The following is a 20,437-nucleotide window of genomic DNA, read 5'->3' on the forward strand; positions in this document are numbered from 1 at the left end:
CTATTCCTAATTCTAATCAAATTAGGAAGAAATCTAAAGATCCCCGATTTTTTGAGAAGTTGGGGTTGTTCATTTATCACTCAAAATGCTATAAGCTTCATTAACTAAGTGCATTTTCTCTTGCGCTTGTTTTAGCAGTTGCGGCTGATTCACAAACAAATCTGGATGCCATTTTTTTACTAAAGTTCGATAAGCTTGCTTTACCTCAGCCTGAGAAGCATAAGCTTGCAATCCTAAAATTCCGTAGGCGCGAGTAATCTTATCTTTTTCCGTCTGGCTTTTTGGTTGAGTGGGTGCTTTGTTGCTTTGAGTTGTATTTTGTTGTTTGCTAGTTTGAGAACTAGGCGATGTCTGACGACAAGCCTTAGGGCTACGCATCTCTGCTTTCATTCGCGCTATTTCCTCATTGAGTTCCCAATCACGAAATTTCGCCTCCACCTCTTCTTTCCGTGGAGAGGTAGAAGCTTTTGGCGGTGGTGGAGAAACAGATTTTACCTTTGTCTCAGTATTCTTAGCAGTATTTGTATTTTCTTGTTGTTGCTTAACACCATTATCTTTTCCAGGGGAAGCTTGAACTCTCTTTGGTTGTGGCGAATATTTTCTATTGGTGTTGCTGTATTTAGGTATTTCTTTATAAGGTTGATAATTTGAAAGTATTTTGACTTTTTCTAACTCTTGCAGCAAGTGATTAAAACCATTTTGTAACCGCTGCAAATTTTCACGTTTCTTAGTAATTTCTAGCGGTTCTTGACTGATTTCAAAACAAATTACTTTTTCAGCTTTCTGCTCATATTCAGCCAAAATAGCTAACCCTTGACTGCTGAAGCGCGATAAATAATCTTCTGTTGCAGTTATACAAAGTTTAGCGACTTCCTGATGATAAGATTCCTTGGCTAATTGTTCGTCTTGTTTTTGGATATTCTTGTTTAACAAATAAGAAATACTCCCAACGACAGCAGCACCCACTGGGCCGCCTAACAACCAACCAATACCACCACCAACAGCGATGGAACCAGGTTCACTCAAATCATCAGTATTGCTTGGCTTTGAGGGTAGTATTACTTGTGGTTCGCTAGGAAAGGAAATTAATAAATCTTGCGGTCGTTCTTCTTGGAAAAACTCATAAGCTTGATAAAGCCATTTCACCACAGCCAATTGCAATTGATTCAGGTCTTTTTTCAGAGTATTTCTTTGCCAAGCTTTAAAGTTACTTTCTGCCAATGCGACTGCCGCATCAGCTTGATATTTCGTGAGTAGATTGGGCAATGCTAGCCAATCGCGTAACTCTCCTATGCTTGTAGTAAAACCTTTATAAATTAAATCGGCTGCTTTTTGTTTAATTTCATTTTTATTATTTTGTTTATCATCAAAAGATTTTATTTCAATAGCAATCGGGTCAATTTTAGCTTTTAATGAAAGTTGGATTTGAGAAGCGATCGCTTGTACTCTTGGCAAACGCACACTACCACGATTCGGTTGCAAAATCCCGACAATATTTTGCAAGGCTGTTTCAAAAGCCGCCAAACCGCTACTATTAGCAGCAGCAACATCGCCTTTTAATCTGGCTCTTAAGGCAGGTAAAGCATCAACACGATATAAATTACTAAAACCTGGAGGTAATTCAGAGCGAAAGCTTTCTGCAACAAATAGCAGGCGATTTTGGACTTGTTTTTGCTCGTCTGGTTCAAGTAAGTTAATAAAATTGGCAACAAATATAACTGTTTTAATACCGCGATCTAATAACCAATCTCTTAAGTTTTCCCGCTCACCTAAAGTCATTAACTTACGTGCATCTAATAATTGGAGAACTAAATCTGCACTTAATAGTTGTTCTCGGATTAAATTATCTTGTTCATCCCGATCATTTGTTCCCGGTAAATCGACAAATTCTACACCCGTTTCCAAAAATGGATGCGGACAAAAAACTTCCACTGAAACTACATCTTTTCGCATCTGCCTATTGCCATCAAGAATGGCAAATTGCTGTAAAATCTCTGTGCCACTGCGATAGATTTCTGTGCCATCTACCAACATGATGCGAGTTCGCACATCAGAACCATACTTGACAGTAATCGCTGCTCCTGTGGTGGGAATTAAATCAATTGGTAAGGTGCGATTCCCCAGCATGGCATTCAGTAAAGTAGATTTGCCATGATTAAAAGGGCCAAATACCGCAATCCGAAAGCTAGGATTAACTAGATGATTGCAAATGGTAATTATATCTTGATGCAGTTGCGATTTACGTTCTAAATTCAGTAACGCAGATGCAGATTTGAAAGAATCTGCTAAATCCTTATAACCTTCATACTGTTGTTGCATAGTTCCTCGTTTCCAGTCTTTGCCTGGTAATGCAATTCATTGAAGCTCCGTCTCACATTCTTATGGTTATAGGAGGCGGAGCCTCCAAGTAGGCATTCCCAGCTAGAAGCTGAGAACGAGAGTAATGAGATTTATCAACTATAATAAGCTAATAAATTGCTATACGCTGCTTCGATTTTTTGCAACTGAGCTATTACGTCTTCCTGTAAATTTTTTAAACGTTTGAACTCAGTTTCACGATTTATTTCGCGGGTTTGTTTCTGCTTCACTAGATTATCTAATTCAGATTTACGAGATACAATATCATCGTTAATCCGCTTACTAACTTCTCTTTCGTAAGAGTCAAAACACTCTTTCACGGCATTGTATACAACCTGAGATTGCTCATGTGCGACTTGTGGCAGGTGTCTAACTAACTCTTTCTTCGCCGTTTTAACTAACTCTTTACGCGCTTGATCTGCTTGCAAAAATCCTACTCCTAAACCTAGCAGTGCAAACCCGATGGGGCCAAGAAAAATACCTGTCACTGCCGTAATTATCCCGCCAACGCCAATTACAGTGAAGTAGTTTAACAAGATATTTTTCCAATCAAATCCGGCCCCGGCTAGTGCGAAACCAGCCAGATTCCCCTTAGACAGTGATAACAATCCCATTGCCCATTTTGCCCAGCCGGGAGAGTTGTCTTCTTCAGCAGTAGTAGTGGGATTTACTCTGACGTTTTGTCCAGTGAGCTTTTCTGTTATTTTATCTGTGACTTGACTGTAAGACGCACCATATTGTGCAGCACTGCGAGAAAGTTCTCTAAAAGCTGCATTGATATCTTTTTCAGCAGTTAATGTCCAAGCAGCAGATTTATCGGTGATATATTCCTCAAAGGCTTTTTGCAGTGCGGTGTTAAATGCTTCTCGTTTACCACTACTGAGAAAATCAAACAAATTTAATTCTGGCTGATAGCGTAAGAAATCGCTTTCAAAGGTATTACCTAAGTTTAAAACGTAGCTGCGAAAAGATTCGGAAATCGTTCTTGCTTGAGTGTCTCTCGTATTGATAATTTCTTTTTGAAATTCATCTCGAATACCTGTGAGTTTGTTAAACTCTGGTTCCACTGAATCAATGCGTTTTTTTAATTCATTTACATCTTGGTCAAGTAATGGTAAGCGTCTAGCAACTGCTTCGCGGGTATGATTGCAAGCAAGTCTAGCTAAGGTTCTGACTTGACGAAGTTCTGCGATCGCACGTTCTCTGGTAAGAAAAGTATTAAGCGAATCCATAAACTTCGGAAAGCCAGTCCCCTCTAAATCAGCTTGGGGATTCTTCAACCGTCGTCTGAGTGCTTGAATTGACGAAAGCTCAAACACGCGTTCGTCATAAATATTTTGACCTTCTACAGAACAATATTCTGCTAAATTCGCGTTAAATACTTGCCGTAATCTATCCTCAGATGCTTTTAATTCTTCAACATCATCAGGATCAATCAATGATTCCCGCACTTGATCCCAAGCATTAACCAAAAAGAAAACTGTCAATCCTCGACCTTTGATATAATTTTCTAGATAGCGACGCTCACCCAAGGTACAAGGTTGAGAAGCTCTCATCACAAACAAAATTGCATGGCAGTTATTTACATAACCCAAAGATAATTCGTTTCGCGCTTCTGTATCATTTAATCCTGGACTATCAACAATTTCAATTCCCTTTTCTAGTAGCGTTAACGGATACTCAACTACTGCATAATCAACATCAGGAAAGGCTTGTTTTTTCTCCTGCTCTAGCTTTTTAGCTTCAGTCGGATCAATAGTATATTTATACTTAAAATTCTGAAAATCTAGCTGTTGGGGACTTTTGCCATCATTAAAATGAATGGTCACTTTCTTTTCCGGCCCATAGCGTAAAACTGTTAACACTGCGGTACAAGGGTTAACATCACTCGGTAATAAGTTTTCCCCAATTAAGGCATTGAGAAATGTGCTTTTTCCCCGTTTCATATCGCCCAAGACTAAAAGGCGAAATACACCTTGGCGGAGGTTTTTACTAGCTATTGTAATATCTTCAATATCTCGCTCTAAACTGAGTTTCCCTGATGAAGAGTCTCCAGCCAACTCAGCTTGGTTAATTGTTTGGGCCAGTCTACTCAAACACACAGAAATCTCCGATCGCACTTGAGCAACACGCTCTAAATCTTGGATAAATCTGTCAGTTGCTACCCGATCATTCATCATAGTTACACCTTTATTAAAGATTGGTTTTTTTAGATTCCAAAAATAATTTGTAAGACATCCACCCTAGCGCACCAACAATAATAAACCCAGCCAGTACTGGGGCTATTCTCACTGCAACCAGCGCTACCACACCAAGAGCAAACAGCTTCCCACCCAGAATTACTTTTTTCATCCAAGGTTTCTGGGAATTTTCTGGCTGATGCTTCACGGTTTGATGAAAAGCCGCATCGCTAGGATGGATGTTAGTTTCCATTTCCCGCAGTCGCAATTCAACTTCTCGTTCCCGTAATATGCGTTCTTGGTGTTCAAGTTCTTTTTCGCGATGCCTACGGCGGGCTTTGCCTACGCTTTCAGATGTCATCGGTATCCATCCCGTTTAAGACAATGAAAAGATGTCAGCATTCACTCATCAATCATGCTGTATACTAGCTTACGTAAATATTTAATAACCACAGTAAAATTACTAATAGTTAAGTCTTTAATAAAGTGTAGGGGTTTAAGTCCCCGGCTTCTATCAAGCCGCAAGTGTTGGGCTGCTTGTCTTTATCCCCGTTACAACACGGAAAAAGCGAATTGCTCTCTTCCCAGCGTTAGCGAGTCCGCGTACTCTGTAAGAGTTGCAAGCTAGCAAGAGCGTCTGGTAGAGAGCGTCATTGCGAATTGCGAATTGGTTTAATTCCTTTACTGATAATATTTCTATCCCATCCCAACTCTTTTTGAGCCAATAATTCCTAATTCCATCACAATTTGCGCTTGAAAACCTCATCTGGCAGCATCCCAAAATATTCTTAGTACTTTTAAATATCTTTGTCTCTTGCACCAATAACCCAAAACCTGTCATCTGTCATTAGATTTTCCCAGATTACATAATAACTTTACATAAATTTAATATTACTTTTTATTCAATAAAATTGCTGAACGTTAAGATGTTGTGGATCTATTGTCAAAAAGTAAAAATTCTATGCATTTGGATTTACCACAACTGATTAAATCACTCGGCTATTTTGGGGTCTGGGCGATTGTTTTTGCTGAATCTGGCTTGTTAATTGGTTTTTTTCTGCCTGGGGATAGCTTATTGTTCACTGCTGGATTTGTTGCATCTCAGAATTTATTGAACATTTGGGTTCTGATAATTGGTGCTTTTATTTGTGCTGTCTTAGGTGACAATGTTGGCTATATGACTGGGCATAAATTTGGTAGAAGACTATTTAATAAGGAAGATTCATGGCTGTTTCATAAAAAACATCTTGTGAAAACTCAAAACTTTTATCACCAGCACGGTAAAAAAACGATTGTTTTAGCACGCTTTTTACCCATTGTACGGACTTTTGCGCCCATTGTGGCTGGGATTGGTGCAATGCATTATCGCACATTTATGTCTTACAACTTAATTGGTGGCTTTCTTTGGACATTCGGCATTACCCTGTTAGGGTTTTTCTTAGGAAAATCTCTGCCAGCTGAACAGGTAGATAAGTATTTGTTACCGATTATTGGATTAATTATAGTTATTTCTTTAATACCATCGATTATTCATTTGGTACAAGAAAATAGAGCAAACAAAAGTTGAAATATTTTTTGTAGCTCCTTAGTAGATGTTTTATTGTATGGACAAGTATATTGATTTACTGAAGCCATAAACATCAGAGCTTGATCATACCCTCATGAGCGATAAACAAAAGGATACAGAGCAACTAAATTTATTTATAGGGATTTTGAATTTTGAATACTTCGGCTATGCTCAGTACAAGTTTTGAATTTTGAATTCGGAGCGAAGCGACGTGACTTCCTTAAACATCGACCTCTATCTGTTCCTAGAAAATCTCCTCTTTTTCCTTATTGCCACGCTTTTTATTGTGGTTGTGAACTGGGGGTGGAAAAACACAAAGCCTTATACTCTACCTTTACCATTTCCCGGTTGGTATAAAATCTGGTTTGGCTCAGTGATACTGCTAGCAGTAGTGCCGCCATTAGTGGTTATGCTATTGTGGGGTGTATGGTGGGGCGATCGCACGGTCTTAATTGTGCTTGGTTGGTATTTTATCGTATTCGGGTTGCAAATCATCTCTGAAAGGGTGACGCTTAGGCAGTTGCAAAATGTCGTCTGGGTGATGGTTCCTTATATATATCTCCCTTACCGCTTTTGGCAGTTGTATGAGGGTTTGACACTTTTAGATTCTACAAGCGAGTTGCAGGGGGTACGATATTTATTGATTTTTGAATTGGTGATGTGGATTGTGAACTACGCCATAGATGTATCTCAATTGCCGCGGCTGTTTCGTTGGGAAGTACAATCAAACTCTGACGCTAGCTAGGGATTAATTGCAGAATTAGCCAAAATATTTTAATCTTAATCAGAAATATTCCAGCCTTGATAAGGAATATTGTAATGTTGATGAGGAATATTACAATGTTGCTTATAAATGTTGTAATGTTGATGAGAAATATTCCAGCATTGATAAGGAATATTGTAATGTTGATGAGGAATATTACAATGTTGCTTATGGATGTTGTAATATTGATGAGGAATGTTGCAATCTTGACAAGAACTACTTGTACATTGAGAGTGACGGAGAAAAAAGTGGCGATCGCTAGTGAGTCAATATAGGTTAGCGATCGCCTACGGCGGGCGGGTACGCCATTGCACCACACATAACTTTACATCACATCTTGCAGCAACGTAGGAGCTAGCAAGCTACTTGGCAAAACTCTCTGTCCCTCTGGGTTTAAAAAAGTAATGTTTTGAAACGCTTCAGAAGGGCAAAGATGAATTTGATTATTTCCTCAAAAATCTAAAAAATATCAACACTTCACCTCGACCGCCAGCGATCGCAATCACAAAGCATCTGCCATACACAAAAATTCGTGAGAGAGTTGACCTGGGGAACATCGTAGAGTCAAGATAAAAGAGTTGGATATCTTCTCAAAGTACTAAGCACATCTGAATATTGCCTGATTTTCTTTCATTTCCTTGCTTTTGGGGTAAAGAGGAAGGTTATGGGCAATACTCATTAACGCGGCAAAAAACTTAAAAAAGTACGCACGGATTGCTAAGACGTGCCTGGACGCAGAGGGTTAAGCCGTTGCACCCCGATGAAGCGTCAAGAAATAGCTGATTAAATCAAATTCTAAGCGATTTAATCATATATTTTGTAGCAGATACTTGTGGAAAAGAAAATGCTAGGTGTAAATGTTGTTATGAAAGTTGGCGATCGCGTCCGCGTTAAAGATTCGGTAGTGGTGTATCATCATCCTGAACACCGGAATCAGCCTTTTGACATCAAAGGCACAGAAGGCGAAGTAGTAACTATTGCCACCCAATGGCGAGATAGACCAGTAAGCGCTAATCTACCGATTGTAGTCCAGTTTAGTAAAAAGTTTAAAGCCCACTTGCGTGAAAATGAGTTAGAAGTCATCTAAAGCACTTATCGGCGGCGAAACCACTGGAAAATATTCAGTTCGCCGCGCATTTTTTTAAGGTCTTGGCGGTTTTGTTCTGCTGTTGTATAATACCAATCACAATAACGCTGAAACTCTGACCGTGATCGAACTTCCTGGTAAAACTGATGGGTTGTTTGGTAAGACGCAAAAGCTTCCTCAACTTGGGGTTGAGCAACTGGAATAATATAAGGTAAATTTTTTGACATAAAATTAAGAGTAGTAGAGACACGATTAATCGCGTCTGTTTTCAATTCAACTAATTACCGCACTTCCTAATTAATAACTCCTAACTCCTAACTCCTAACTCTAACTTTAATTAAAGCCAACCGCGTAAGCGATAAACTAAAGAACCAATATACTCTTTTAAAGCGGTGGTAAATTGGTGTAAGTTGTCAGTATCAGGTAATAAATTTAGTATAGCGGCTTTGGGAGTACTACCGAGTTCTTGCAATTCACCCTCACTAACTAGAAAGTCAGTAGGTGCAGGAATAGCATTGATTCCTTGACGCTGGAAAATCTGAAGCGATCGCGGCATATGCATTGCCGAAGTTACTAATAATACCTGACGAATGCCACGAGATAACAAGATTTTGCGGACATTTACAGCATTTTGATAAGTATTGAGAGAGTCAGGTTCTTGAATAATCGCCTCAGATGGAATACCAATAGATGTGAGTATTGTTGCCATATCTGCCGATTCTGGAGAACCACTTCCACGCCAATCAATGCGTCCCCCACTCAGAATGATTATAGGCGCTTTTTTCTGGCGATACAGTTGGGCGGCGTAGATGACGCGATCGCCTGCTTCACTTAAATCGACGGTAGGTCTTGGGGGAAAAGCTGATTTCGTTGCGCCACCCAAAACCACAATCGCTTCTGCATTAGGTATTTGGACAGGTGGAAGATTTTGCCATTCTAGCGATCGCACTAATGATTTAGCGATCCAAGCATTGCTACAAAATAGCAATAAAGTTAAGGAAAAAGCAATTGCGATCGCCGCAGTCCTTGGTCGTTTCCACAAAGTCACTAATGCTACTACCAAGCTTACACAGGCTAATCCTAATGGATAAAAAAATAGTGGCAGTAATTTGGATAGATATAAAAACATATTATTAGGGCATGGGGAATGGGGCATGGGGCATGAGGAATAGGAGATGAGGAAGTGAGGAAGAAAAACTTATTGATTATTGACCAATGCCCAATCCCCAATCCCCAATCCCCAATCCCCAATTCCCAATTCCCAGTCCCCAGTCCTACCTTTCCCAAAACCTGAAATTGAAACTACTTCCAGGAGCACGACGGTAACGGCGACCGGCTTTTCTGATTTGCCGTTTGTTGATTCTTTCATTCGTTGGTTCAACTTCGTTCTCTTCTGACTCTTCAACTTGCAACTGAGTTCTAGCTTCTTCCTTACTTCCCCACCAAGCAGTAATCCAGCCTCCAGCTAAAGCGCCTAATCCACCTAGCAAGATACTCATGGGTGCTGGATAGCCTAAATATACAAAACCCAGCATGAAAAATAACCAGTATTTCAATCCCGTATCGACACCATCAGATGAGGCGACATCTGGAGCCTGGGGGCTATTATCGGTTAAATTTGTGATCCAGCTTAAGATGAAACCGCCCATGATTCCTAAGAAGATACTCAGGGCTGGTGCGGAGCCAGTCATGATTAATATAAATGTTAAAAATGCCCCAAATAACAGTTGAGAAAAGAAGCTGGGAGAAATACTGAAAAAGTCGTTCTTTTTGTCTGCCATAAAATAAAAAACTTATTTAACTAATTACTGTAATTCCTAATTTTTGACGCAATTACGAATTACGAATTACGAATTATTTTAATTGTGCCTGTTGTGGTTGAGTTGTATCCCAAATCTTTACATAAGGTTGTTCCTCTTCACTGAAAGGTTCAGCTTGTTTGATTTGTGAGGCTAATAAATCGGCGGTGGCATCAGCAATATCACCAGTGCGATTGTTCAAACGCTCTTTTAAAACTTCAAGCGGTGCTGTGCATTGGATAATCTGAAGGGGAAGTTGATGTTTTGTAGCTTGTGCGATCGCTTCTTGCCGTAATTGTTGTTTATCATACTTGGCATCTAAAATTACCGAAAAACCTTGTTTAGCCAGCATAATCCCCAATTCCAACAGCCGTGTGTAAGTTTTCTCGGTCATCTCCGGTGTATACAAATCATCGCCACCCTTTTCCCACAAAGGAATTCCCCCTAAATGCTTCCGCACCGCATCAGAACGCAGGTGAATCGCTCCTTGTTGACGGGCTAAAGACCTTGCTGTGGTACTTTTACCAGAACCCGACAACCCCGACATCAAAATTAGTTGTCCCAGGTTTGGTTTAGTATATTCCCAAGCCTGTTTGTAATAGTCAGCAGCCGTTTTTGTCGCTTCTTCCTTTACCGTCGCAGGTACATTCGGATCGTCTAGTAAAAATGATGTCACCTTAGCCCGGACATAAGCCTGACGACTTAAATATAAGGGCAGCACTTGTAAGCCTTCCCAGTCTCCAGTTTGCTCTATATAGGCATTCAAAAATGCATTACCCAAATCTTTACGCTGCCCCACTTCCAAATCTATTACTGTAAACGCCACATCGTACATCACATCGACAAAACGAAACGGCTCATTAAATTCAATGCAATCGAACAATAAAATTTTATCGTGCCACAGGGCAATATTTCTCAGGTGTAAGTCTCCATGACATTCACGAATATAACCGTTGTGAATTCTGCTAGCAAATAATTCTGGACGTTCGGCAAAAAAGTTATCTGTATATTGCTTTGTTTCTGTAAATTGCGCCTGAGTCTGGGGGCCACCAATATACTTCTCAGTTTGCTGATAATTCTCATCAAAGGCAGCCCGAACATTTGGCACTTCGCCAAAAGTGCGAATGTAATCATTTGTCTGTGCCTGGGCATGATATTGAGCAACTACCCGTCCTAACTCAGCTAGGCGTGTCTCATTTAACTTACCCTCTTCAAAAAGTCTACTTAATAGCGACTCTTCAGGAAACTGGCGCATCTTCAGCGCATATTCTACAGGCTCAACAGTTCCCCCTAACTGGTATTGCTCCCCTACCAAAGTTATGGGCAAAACTTCTAAATACAGTTCACCAGCACCCCGCTGATTTAAGCGTAACTCTTCCTGACAAAAATGCTGCCGCTTATCTAAGGTGGAAAAGTCCAAAAAGCCAAAATTCACAGGTTTTTTCAGTTTATAGGCGTAATCTCCAGTCAACAGCACATAAGAAATGTGAGTTTGAATTAGTTGAATAGGTTCTGTTACCGGATGGGGATAAAATCCGGGCTGCAACATTTGCTCAATAAAAGCTGGAAGAGTTACTTCTGTCATCTCTTTGCTTTGCGGGTTCAAATACAAAAAAAACCAGGAGTCTCCCTCTGGCTATCATCAAGAATTATTACACAGTTTACCAATTGAGTGCTGATAAGCTAATGCGCTTACATATTGCGCTATTTTCTGTGAAGACTGTCATTAGTCATTGGTCATTGGTCAATTGAGAATGGTGCAAGATATCAGCATTAGGACTTACGCAGAATAGATCCCCCAACCCCCTTAAAAAGGGGGCTTTTCAGATCCCCCCTTTTTTAAGGGGGGTTAGGGGGGATCGAGGTTTCAGGTTTTCACTGCGTAAGTCCTAAGCATATCAAGGAGAACTCGTTTTGGAAGCTTCTGGACTGCGAATGATGATATGTCCCTTCTCACTTTCTTGAATAGCCAACACAGATGGAATCTCGCCAGGTTTTGCGTTTGAGGGTAATGCTCGAAACAAATAAATCCAGCCGCCACGTTCTAGGAGTAAGCGCCAGACTCTCGGTTGTTTTGGATTGCTGATATCATTATCTTCCCTACCTCGCAAGTCATCGAATAAACCGCGATGCCTCCGGCGGGCTACGCCAACGCCAATTATGCGATAACCTTTCAAAGATGGATCTGCAAATATATCATCAAGTTTGCGTCCCACAGCAAACTTTTCTTCAGGTGTAATTAAGGCTACAACAGGTAAGGTGGAGTTTTGACCAGCGTCTCGTTGTGCATCTGCGATACCTTGCCAACGAGCTAACCAAAATATCACAATTAATACCCAGGATACTATGACTATCTCATTGACTAGCGATCGCAGAAAATCAACTGAACGCAGTTGCCCAGAACTAAATTCAGCCAGAGATTTTAGCCGTTTAGCTGTCCATGAGCGTTTGTGTTGGGTTGCAGAGATGATGCGACTCAATAGTAATTGGCTTGCAGAGACTACTGTATCACTGATGATCTTAATTAACCATAATGTTGCCTGAATAGCGATCGCAGCTACAAAAAAAGCGATCGCACTTTTGCAGATTGTCCAACCATCTCCGAGAAATATTTGCAGGGGAACTATCAAAAAAGACTGTGCGGGTAAGTCGAGGGTATTGACTTCTAGCTGAAAAAAGTAGAAATATGACCAACGGTAAATCCAGCCTGCAAAGAAAAGCGCCGCACCCAGTAAGCCAAGTACACTCGTGAATTTACCTAAAATATTGGTTTCCTGGTTAGGGGTTTGGGTCATACGAAAAATAGAGGAGATGAGGGAAACAGGGGAAGCAGTTTTGTAGGGTATGTTACCGCGAAGCGTAACGCACCAAGTTATAGACCTCTCTCCAAACCTCTCTCCTAAAAGGAGAGAGGCTTTGAATCTTACTCACCAACGCTAGTAAAAGGAGAGAGGCTTTCAATCTTACTCCCCAACGCTAGTAGGGAAGGGGCTGGGTATTCAGTCAGTGGCTAGAAATCGGCAATATGTGGTAGATAAAATCCAGTTCAATTCGCAACAAAGAACAATCACTATTCTGGCAAAACCTTATTGATTCGTGAATTATTTTAGCTGTACGCTTCTATAGCACATTTGTGTCTACTCAACGTAAATCCCCAATTTAGGCTTTTGCTGATGTTGATAACAAAAACTTCGATGCTAGTAACAAATATTTAAACGTTTGTAACAAATACTTCGTTGCTAGCAACAAATGTTCAAATAGTTGCAATAATTATTCAAACGGTTGCAACAAATGTTCAAGTAGTTGTAACAAGTATTCAAAGGTTTATAACAAATGTTCAAATAAGTGCAACAAATATTCAAAGGTTTATAACAAATGTTCAAGTAGTTGCAACAATTATTCAAACGTTTGCAACAAACGTTCAAACATTTCCAACAAATGCTTAAACATTTGCAATAAATGTCCCAACGTTTATAACAAATGCTCCGATGTCGGCAATTAATGTTGAAACATTTATAGGACTTACGCAAAGTTAAGGTATTTTTGTTCTTGCGATCGCTCCGCTTGCTCTTAGCGTTCCTGTAAGGTAACAATCCTAGTCTTGACCAAATACTTTGATGTTGCCAACGACAACTTTTGCTAACACCCAATTAAAAACAGCTACCTCTGCGCTATTCTATGAAAAAAATTCTCACCAGTCTTTTGGCTGTGGGCTTTTATCTAACGCCTTTAACAGTGATGCTGATGGCTCAACCCACTTGGGGACAAACTCAAAATTTGCAAGCACAGGAAGCACAAAGACTGCTAGAGCAAGGGATAAAACTGACACAGCAACAGGAACACCAAAAGGCAATACAAATATTACAGCCAGTTCCGGCTATGGCACAGGAACTCAAAGACCAAAAACTAGAAAGAACTGTACTGGTGTGGCTTGGGTTTAACTACAACGCTTTAGGAGAAAAGCAAAAAGCACTTGATTTTTACAACCAAGCTCTGCCACTATTTCGTGCTGTGGGTGATCGCGCAGGTGTTGCGACTACACTCAATAATATCGGTTTAGTCTACGACGCTTTAGGAGAAAAGCAAAAAGCACTCGATTTTTTTAACCAAGCTCTGCCTCTATATCGGGCTGTGGGCGAGCGCACTGATGTTGCTGCTACACTCAATAACATCGGTAAAGTCTACAACGCTTTAGGAGAAAAGCAAAAAGCACTCGATTTCTACAACCAAGCTCTGCCCCTAATTCGGGCTGTGGGCGATCGCTCAGGTGTTGCGACTACACTCAATAACATCGGTGCAGTCTACAACGCTTTAGGAGAAAAGCAAAAAGCACTCGAATTTTACAACCAAGCTCTGCCCCTAATTCGGGCTGTGGGCGATCGCACTGGTGTTGCTATTATTTTGGGTAATATTGGTCTACTCTTCCAAAGTACAAATAGACCAACCCAAGCCATTACTAATAATTCCCTAAAATCTCCAGGTGTGCAAAATGCCGTACCCCCCAAACTACAAGCTGTTTTAGCATTTGGTAATCCTGTACCCAGTGACCCACAAAATCTCCCAGGTGCAGAGGCAGAAGTCAGAAGTATTAAAGAAATACTGCCAGACAGTGAAGTTTATATTCACAATGAAGCTACCCTAGAAAAGTTTAGATCCCAAGCATTGCGCTTTTCATTTTTGCATTTAGCAACTCACGGCTGTTTCAAAACTGAAGATTGCAAAAAAGTCAAGTTAAAAAATAATACATTACTATTTGCTGACAAACCCTTAGACATTGCCAATGCTGCTCTTTTAGGGCTACAAGGCACACAACTGATTACTCTTAGTGCCTGTCAAACTGCTGTAGACACTAATTTGAATGATGCTAGCACAGGACTTGCAGGAGTTGCTTATATATTTGAGCGTGCTGGTGCTAAAGCTGTGATGGCAAGTTTATGGGCGGTTGATGATGAAGCGACTCAGCAATTGATGATTCAATTTTATCAAAACCTCAAGCAAGGTATGACCAAAGGAGAAGCTTTGCAACAAGCTAAGTTGAAGCTAATTAAAGACCATCCTTATTATTGGTCGCCATTTGTCTTGATTGGTGATGCACGTTAAACCAATTCGCAATTCGCAATGACGCTCGTTCGCCCTTGGCGTCTCTCCTTGGGAGAAGACTCGCTAACGCTGCGCTAACGCAATTCGCAATTCGCTTTTTCCGTGTTGTAACGGGGATAAAGACAAGCAGCCCAACACTTGCGGCTTGATAGAAGCCGGGGATTTAAACCCCTACACTTTGTTAAAGTAATTTGTAATTAAGTGCATTAGGCTAAAGCCATAAACTGCGTTGATTGGGTTGAACGTTGAATTGGTATTACAGCCGTAGTCATATAGGTTAGGACATAATGACAAGCGTAAATGCTAGGAATAATAATAGTTCTACCTCCTGACTCCAGCATAGCTGCCTCCTGCTATACTTCTGTCATCTCTTTGCTCTGCGCTCTCTGCGCCTCTGCGGTTCAAATACAAAAAAAACCAGGAGTTTCCCCCTGGCTATCATCAAAAATTATTACACACTTACGTAGCTTCAGAGGCTGTTTCACTCCCTGCCTCAGCCTCATCCTCAGCAGCAGCACTGATTTGCGGCTGCGAGACGCTAACTACGACTCGCTCTGTATCGCCAAGAACTGTGACACCTTGAGGCAAGACTAGCTCGTGAATACGCAAGCTGTCTCCAATTTGCAGGTTAGAGACATCAATTTCAATTATTTCCGGGATGTTTTCTGGCGCACAGGTCACTTGCAACTCAGTGATAACAGTGTCTAAAAAACCACCTTCTTGTTTCACACCAACAGCAGTTCCCACAAAACGCAGCCGTACTTCTACAGTGGTATCGCCGTGACCGGCAACTGCAAAAAAGCTGAGGTGGTAAGGCGTACCTTTTGCGGGATGAATCTGAAGTTCCCGCAGTAAGGTTTTGCCGCGCCAAGGTGCATCAGCAATATTCAACTCAATCAAGGTGTTGTTGACAGAAGCTCTTTTGAGCAAACGCTCAACAGTTTTGGCCTCAATGGTCAAAGAAATGGATTCTGTACCCTTATGACCATACAAATTGGCAGGTATCAATCCAGCACGGCGCAAAGCTCTTGGCTTGCTGCCTTCTGGACGTTTTTGAGATTCGACTGTAATAGCCATAGAAGTTGTCCTTTGTCATTTGTCATTTGTCATTTGTCATTTGTCATTTGTCATTTGGTAATGATTAATGACCAATGACTAAATTTACGCACTTAGGAGGGTCGCAGGTGTGCCGTCAGGGTGCAATAAAGCGCGTTTGGGCCCGTGGATGGGGTCTTCTACGATTATGGTTTGATCGCGGCTGGCTCCTAGTGAGACGATCGCGATCGGAACTTCCATCAATTCGGCTAAGAATTTGAGATAATCCAATGCTGCTGGTGGCAAGTCTTCTAGGGTGCGGCAGTGGGTTGTTGACACTTTCCACCCAGGTAAGGTTTTATAGATGGGGCGACATCTAGCAAATTGACGAGAACTTGTGGGCAAGTGTTCGCTGCGTTGGCCATCTATGTTGTATGCAACACAAACTTGGATTGACTCTAATTCATCAAGAACATCGAGTTTGGTCAGTGCCATACAATCCATGCCGTTAATCCGCACGGCATAGCGACCGATGACGGCATCAAACCAGCCACAACGCCGTTTGCGTCCGGTAGTTGTGCCAAATTCGGCACCGCGATCGCACAACAATTCTCCCAACTTTCCATCCAATTCAGTCGGAAATGGCCCCTCTCCCACACGGGTTGTATAGGCTTTTGACACCCCAATTACCCGGTCAATCATTGTCGGCCCTACCCCAGTACCAACGCAAGCCCCACCCGCCACTGGGTTAGAGGACGTGACATAGGGATAAGTTCCGTGATCTAAGTCTAGGAGCGTACCTTGTGCGCCTTCAAACAAAATATTGCGCCGTCGCCCAATCGCATCGGATATTTTCAACGATGTATCAACAACGTAAGGACGCAAGCGTTCTGCATACCCCAAATACTGCTCAATCACCTCTTGTGGATCTAGAGGCGGCAAGTTGTAAAGTTTTTCTAAAATGACGTTTTTATAATTAATCGTCCACTCCAACTGCTCACGCAGCCCATTCGGGTCCATCAAGTCTAAAACCCGAATGCCTGTACGTTCAGATTTGTCAGCATAAGTCGGCCCAATGCCCCGACCTGTTGTGCCGATCTTATAGCTTCCCCGTCGTTCTTCCGATGCCTGGTCAATCAATCGATGATAAGGCATCGTTACGTGGGCTGTCTCAGATATCAGCAGGTGGTCAGTGGAAATATTTAACTCTTTTAGTTGGTCGAGTTCTGCGATCAAAATCTGTGGATCGATGACTGTTCCACAACCGATAATGCAATCGGTATTTGGATACAAAATCCCAGAGGGAATCAAGTGCAGTTTAAAGGTTTGACCTTTAACTACAATCGTATGTCCAGCATTGACACCCCCTTGGTAACGCACCACAACATCTGCAGAACGGCTGAGTAAGTCAGTTATTTTACCTTTTCCTTCATCGCCCCATTGGGCACCTATGACAATGACGTTAGCCAAGAGCTTATATTAAGAAGTAAAGTTTCCACAAACTATAATTATTAACATATTGCTTGAATCATGTCAAGCTTATTGCAGTAGGGGCGCACATCTGTATTGCCTTGTGGTGGTAAATTGAATGGTTTAGCCAAAGTCTCAGACCAATCATAAAGAGCTTTTGTATATTTCAGGTAATGGCCTACGTCTTGATATTGCCCAATTTCCTGCTCGGAAATACTGCGATATTCATCGTCGGATATCCTAGCATAATAGCCATTAGACCTCTTGCAAAAGTCCCACATACGTGGGACAAGTAGGTTAGAGTTGGGTAGCATCTATGACCTACTTTCCAGGTAAAGAGCCTGAAGCCAGAAGACTTTAAACGCTTGTGTGGTGTACGTCCAGATACTTTTAGCAAAATGGTAGAGGTAGGTACCAATCAGGAAATCCCTATAATTTTGCGGTTAATTAAAATTCTCAACAAAATATGTTGCATTGCAACGTCTCTGCAAATATTATGGATAGGCAAATTAACTGTATTGACGACACTACAGCTAAAAATGAATTTATATTAAAAATTAGCGGATTTATTTGCGAGTATCATGTATAAATCATCATCCCTAAAAATCCAGAGATTTACAACCATAACAGATTGTATTTTGCTACCCGTATTCTCGAAATTCTTAAAATATTCTCAATATTTGTTTTTAATCTTTAATCTTAACTGATGGAGGGCATTTGCGGCAGAAGGGGCGATCGCATGAGCAAAAAATGGTATCGAGTCCAAAAGCTGAAAGCAATATTTGTCCTAGCATTAGCAGTTGTATTTACTAATGCTGTAGTTTCATATAGCAACACTGTGAAGCTGATTCACAACCAGCAATGGTTAACATACTCATATAAAGTTATTACCCAACTTGAAAGTATCCAATCTACACTCAAAGATACTGAAACTGCACAACGGAATTACTTAATTACAGCAGATGCAGATGATTTCCAAACTTATCTTGCCGCCGATCAACAAACAAATAGCAATATTCAGATTCTCAAAAATTTAACTGCCAATAACCATCAAAAGCAGCAGTGGATTGCTTTGCTAGAGCCGAAAATTACCAACAGACTCAACATTTTACAACAAGAAATTTACCTCAGAAAAAACCAGGGATTAGAAGCAGTTCGGCAGCAAATATTATCTGATAATGACAAGCAAATTGGCAAAGAGATTCAACAACTGATTAACGACTCTTTAAAGGCAGAGAAAAATTTATTACAGCAGGAAATGCAGCAGTCACAAGCAAATTCTCAAAAGGCGATAGTGACATTTTTTATCGCTGCGATTGTGGATTTGGTGCTGGTGGCGCTGCTGTATGATTTGTTGTGGCGTTATATCAGGCAACTTCAGCAGACAGAACTGGCTCTACGCCAAAGCGAAAATCGTTTACGAGCCATGATAGATGCAGAACCAGAATGCATCCAGCTAATTGCCAGAGATGGCACCCTTTTAGAAATTAATGCAGAAGGGCTGGCAATGATGGAAGTGGAAAGTGCTGATATCTTGATTGGTAAATCAGTTGATGCCGTAATTGTACCAGAGTATAAAGCCGCCTTTGCCGACTTGCATAAAAATGTTTGTCAAGGTAATAAGGGGACTTTGGAGTTTGAAATCGTGGGATTTAAAGGCACTTGCCGCTACCTGGAAACTCATGCTGTACCACTGCGTAACGAATCTGATGGCACTTTCATGCATTTGGCACTAACGCGAGATATAACCCAGCAAAAACAGGCAGAACAGAAAATCTGCGAACAAGCAGCGCTGTTGGATGTATCAACTGATGCGATTCTGGTGCGAAATATCCACAACCAAATCTTATTTTGGAATAAAGGTGCTGAACGTCTATACGGCTGGAAGGCTGAGGAAGTTGTGGGTAAGAATGTTTTACAACTTTTATATAAAGAGATTTCACCACAGCTAGAAGATGCCTACTTAAGGGTGATGAATACGGGTGAGTGGCGGGGTGAATTGCATCAACTGACAAGGGAAGGCAAAGTAATTATCATTGAAAGTCGGTGGACACTGATCCGGGATGATAATGGACAACCCAAATCCATTTTGACTGTGAACACTGAGATTACGCAACAGAAACAACTAGAAGCTCAACTTCTGCGATCGCAACGTTTAGAGAGTATCGGTACTCTAGCTGGCGGTATCGCTCACGACCTCAATAACATACTATCGCCAATTTTAATGTCAGTTCAACTGTTGCAGAAGAAATTGCCCGATCGGCAGAGTCAGCAAATACTGCAAACTTTAGAAAATAATGTCAAACGCGGCGCTAATTTGCTTAAACAAGTGTTATCTTTTGCACGGGGTATTGAAAGCAAACGGACAATTGTGCAAATTCAGCCTTTGATGGCAGAGATTGAGCAAATTATCACTCAAACATTCCCTAAATCCATTACTTGGCAGATAGATATCCCTAAAAATCTCTGGTACGTTCGTGGAGACATAACTCAACTACATCAGGTATTGATAAACTTAGTAATCAACGCCCGCGACGCTATGCCTAATGGTGGTATTCTTAGGATTGTGGCGGAAAATCTGGTGATTGGCGAACATTCGGTTCAGATAAATATTGATGCGAAAGTGGGTTCTTATATTGCGATCGTGGTGACAGATACTGGTATGGGGATGTCGTCAGAAGTTCAGCAAAGGATTTTTGAACCATTTTTCACTACCAAAGAAGTAGGCAAAGGTACAGGTTTAGGACTTTCTACAGCGTTGGGAATTATTAAGAATCACGGTGGTTTTGTCAATGTTTACAGTCAAGTAGGCAGAGGTACTCAATTTACAGTGTACTTGCCTGCCTCAACATTCAGAGACACACATTCGCTGTCTCAACAATTGGAATCAGTTATAAAAGATGGCTAAACAACAACGAACTGCTATCCCTGTATAGATTAACAGTAAAGACTTATCATTTAGACCGCAGGGGGGCAGGGGGAAAGAGGCTTTTGGGATTTTTGCACATATCCACTAATTATAGTAGACATCTCCGATAACTATCAAAGCCTTTATTTGACTAGCTTTTAGGGTGTAAA

18 protein-coding genes are annotated in these 20,437 nt (G+C 41.1%); 6 read left to right on the top strand and 12 right to left on the bottom strand.

Annotated elements, in window-relative coordinates; all coding sequences use genetic code 11:
- Positions 1 to 69: 69 nt before the first annotated feature.
- From RMY63_RS33050 to RMY63_RS33060, 3 genes are all read right to left on the bottom strand, one after another.
- Positions 70 to 2,319 (bottom strand): dynamin family protein, encoded by a 2,250-nt coding sequence (locus tag RMY63_RS33050; protein WP_322732751.1) that lies wholly within the window; start codon positions 2,317 to 2,319, stop codon positions 70 to 72.
- Positions 2,320 to 2,453: 134 nt separating this feature from the next.
- Positions 2,454 to 4,535, bottom strand: a complete 2,082-nt coding sequence (locus tag RMY63_RS33055; protein WP_322732767.1) for a dynamin family protein — start codon at positions 4,533 to 4,535, stop codon at positions 2,454 to 2,456.
- A 16-nt stretch (positions 4,536 to 4,551) separates the two neighbouring features.
- Entirely contained in the window at positions 4,552 to 4,899 is a 348-nt protein-coding gene (locus tag RMY63_RS33060) for a DUF3040 domain-containing protein (RefSeq protein ID WP_322732752.1), read from the bottom strand.
- 600 nt (positions 4,900 to 5,499) lie between these two features.
- Here RMY63_RS33060 and RMY63_RS33065 point away from each other — a divergent pair.
- The 3 genes from RMY63_RS33065 (at position 5,500) to RMY63_RS33075 (ending at position 7,955) form a co-directional block, all read left to right on the top strand.
- Positions 5,500 to 6,105: a DedA family protein gene (locus RMY63_RS33065; protein ID WP_322732753.1), complete on the top strand. Its 606-nt coding sequence runs from the start codon at positions 5,500 to 5,502 to the stop codon at positions 6,103 to 6,105.
- Between the two features lie 211 nt (positions 6,106 to 6,316).
- On the top strand, positions 6,317 to 6,850 hold the full coding sequence (locus RMY63_RS33070; protein WP_322732754.1) for a hypothetical protein: 534 nt from the start codon (positions 6,317 to 6,319) through the stop codon (positions 6,848 to 6,850).
- 883 nt (positions 6,851 to 7,733) lie between these two features.
- Positions 7,734 to 7,955 carry a ferredoxin-thioredoxin reductase variable chain gene (locus RMY63_RS33075; RefSeq protein ID WP_416212567.1) on the top strand — a complete coding sequence of 74 codons (222 nt, stop codon included), beginning with the start codon at positions 7,734 to 7,736 and terminating at the stop codon, positions 7,953 to 7,955.
- 5 nt (positions 7,956 to 7,960) lie between these two features.
- On the opposite strand, the gene RMY63_RS33080 is transcribed toward RMY63_RS33075, so the two are convergent.
- From RMY63_RS33080 to RMY63_RS33100, 5 genes are all read right to left on the bottom strand, one after another.
- Complete coding sequence (locus RMY63_RS33080) at positions 7,961 to 8,182, bottom strand: hypothetical protein (protein ID WP_322732755.1); 222 nt, start codon at positions 8,180 to 8,182, stop codon at positions 7,961 to 7,963.
- A 110-nt stretch (positions 8,183 to 8,292) separates the two neighbouring features.
- Positions 8,293 to 9,084, bottom strand: coding sequence for a YdcF family protein (locus tag RMY63_RS33085; RefSeq protein ID WP_322732756.1), 792 nt, complete (start codon positions 9,082 to 9,084; stop codon positions 8,293 to 8,295).
- Positions 9,085 to 9,229: 145 nt separating this feature from the next.
- Positions 9,230 to 9,736, bottom strand: a complete 507-nt coding sequence (locus RMY63_RS33090) for a hypothetical protein (protein WP_322732757.1) — start codon at positions 9,734 to 9,736, stop codon at positions 9,230 to 9,232.
- A gap of 73 nt (positions 9,737 to 9,809) precedes the next feature.
- On the bottom strand, positions 9,810 to 11,339 hold the full coding sequence (locus tag RMY63_RS33095) for an AAA family ATPase (protein WP_322732758.1): 1,530 nt from the start codon (positions 11,337 to 11,339) through the stop codon (positions 9,810 to 9,812).
- A 313-nt stretch (positions 11,340 to 11,652) separates the two neighbouring features.
- Positions 11,653 to 12,549, bottom strand: coding sequence for a hypothetical protein (locus RMY63_RS33100; RefSeq protein ID WP_322732759.1), 897 nt, complete (start codon positions 12,547 to 12,549; stop codon positions 11,653 to 11,655).
- Between the two features lie 441 nt (positions 12,550 to 12,990).
- Between RMY63_RS33100 and RMY63_RS33105 the strand changes: the two genes are divergently transcribed.
- Positions 12,991 to 13,200, top strand: a complete 210-nt coding sequence (locus tag RMY63_RS33105) for a hypothetical protein (RefSeq protein ID WP_322732760.1) — start codon at positions 12,991 to 12,993, stop codon at positions 13,198 to 13,200.
- A gap of 232 nt (positions 13,201 to 13,432) precedes the next feature.
- Positions 13,433 to 14,854 carry a CHAT domain-containing tetratricopeptide repeat protein gene (locus RMY63_RS33110; RefSeq protein WP_322732761.1) on the top strand — a complete coding sequence of 474 codons (1,422 nt, stop codon included), beginning with the start codon at positions 13,433 to 13,435 and terminating at the stop codon, positions 14,852 to 14,854.
- Positions 14,855 to 15,060: 206 nt separating this feature from the next.
- On the opposite strand, the gene RMY63_RS33115 is transcribed toward RMY63_RS33110, so the two are convergent.
- The 4 genes from RMY63_RS33115 to RMY63_RS33130 all read right to left on the bottom strand — a co-directional run bounded on the left by RMY63_RS33115 (position 15,061) and on the right by RMY63_RS33130 (position 17,673).
- Positions 15,061 to 15,195, bottom strand: a complete 135-nt coding sequence (locus tag RMY63_RS33115; protein ID WP_322732762.1) for a hypothetical protein — start codon at positions 15,193 to 15,195, stop codon at positions 15,061 to 15,063.
- Between the two features lie 118 nt (positions 15,196 to 15,313).
- Positions 15,314 to 15,931 carry a 50S ribosomal protein L25/general stress protein Ctc gene (locus tag RMY63_RS33120; protein ID WP_322732763.1) on the bottom strand — a complete coding sequence of 206 codons (618 nt, stop codon included), beginning with the start codon at positions 15,929 to 15,931 and terminating at the stop codon, positions 15,314 to 15,316.
- An 84-nt stretch (positions 15,932 to 16,015) separates the two neighbouring features.
- Entirely contained in the window at positions 16,016 to 17,359 is a 1,344-nt protein-coding gene (locus tag RMY63_RS33125) for an adenylosuccinate synthase (RefSeq protein ID WP_322732764.1), read from the bottom strand.
- A 41-nt stretch (positions 17,360 to 17,400) separates the two neighbouring features.
- Positions 17,401 to 17,673: a hypothetical protein gene (locus RMY63_RS33130; RefSeq protein ID WP_322732765.1), complete on the bottom strand. Its 273-nt coding sequence runs from the start codon at positions 17,671 to 17,673 to the stop codon at positions 17,401 to 17,403.
- A gap of 392 nt (positions 17,674 to 18,065) precedes the next feature.
- Between RMY63_RS33130 and RMY63_RS33135 the strand changes: the two genes are divergently transcribed.
- The gene (locus RMY63_RS33135; protein ID WP_322732766.1) at positions 18,066 to 20,267 is read left to right on the top strand and encodes a PAS domain S-box protein; all 2,202 of its coding nucleotides are present in this window, start codon (positions 18,066 to 18,068) and stop codon (positions 20,265 to 20,267) included.
- Positions 20,268 to 20,437 lie beyond the last annotated feature (170 nt).

Source organism: Nostoc sp. ChiQUE01b (genome assembly GCF_034531255.1).
Taxonomy (GTDB): Bacteria; Cyanobacteriota; Cyanobacteriia; order Cyanobacteriales; family Nostocaceae; genus Nostoc.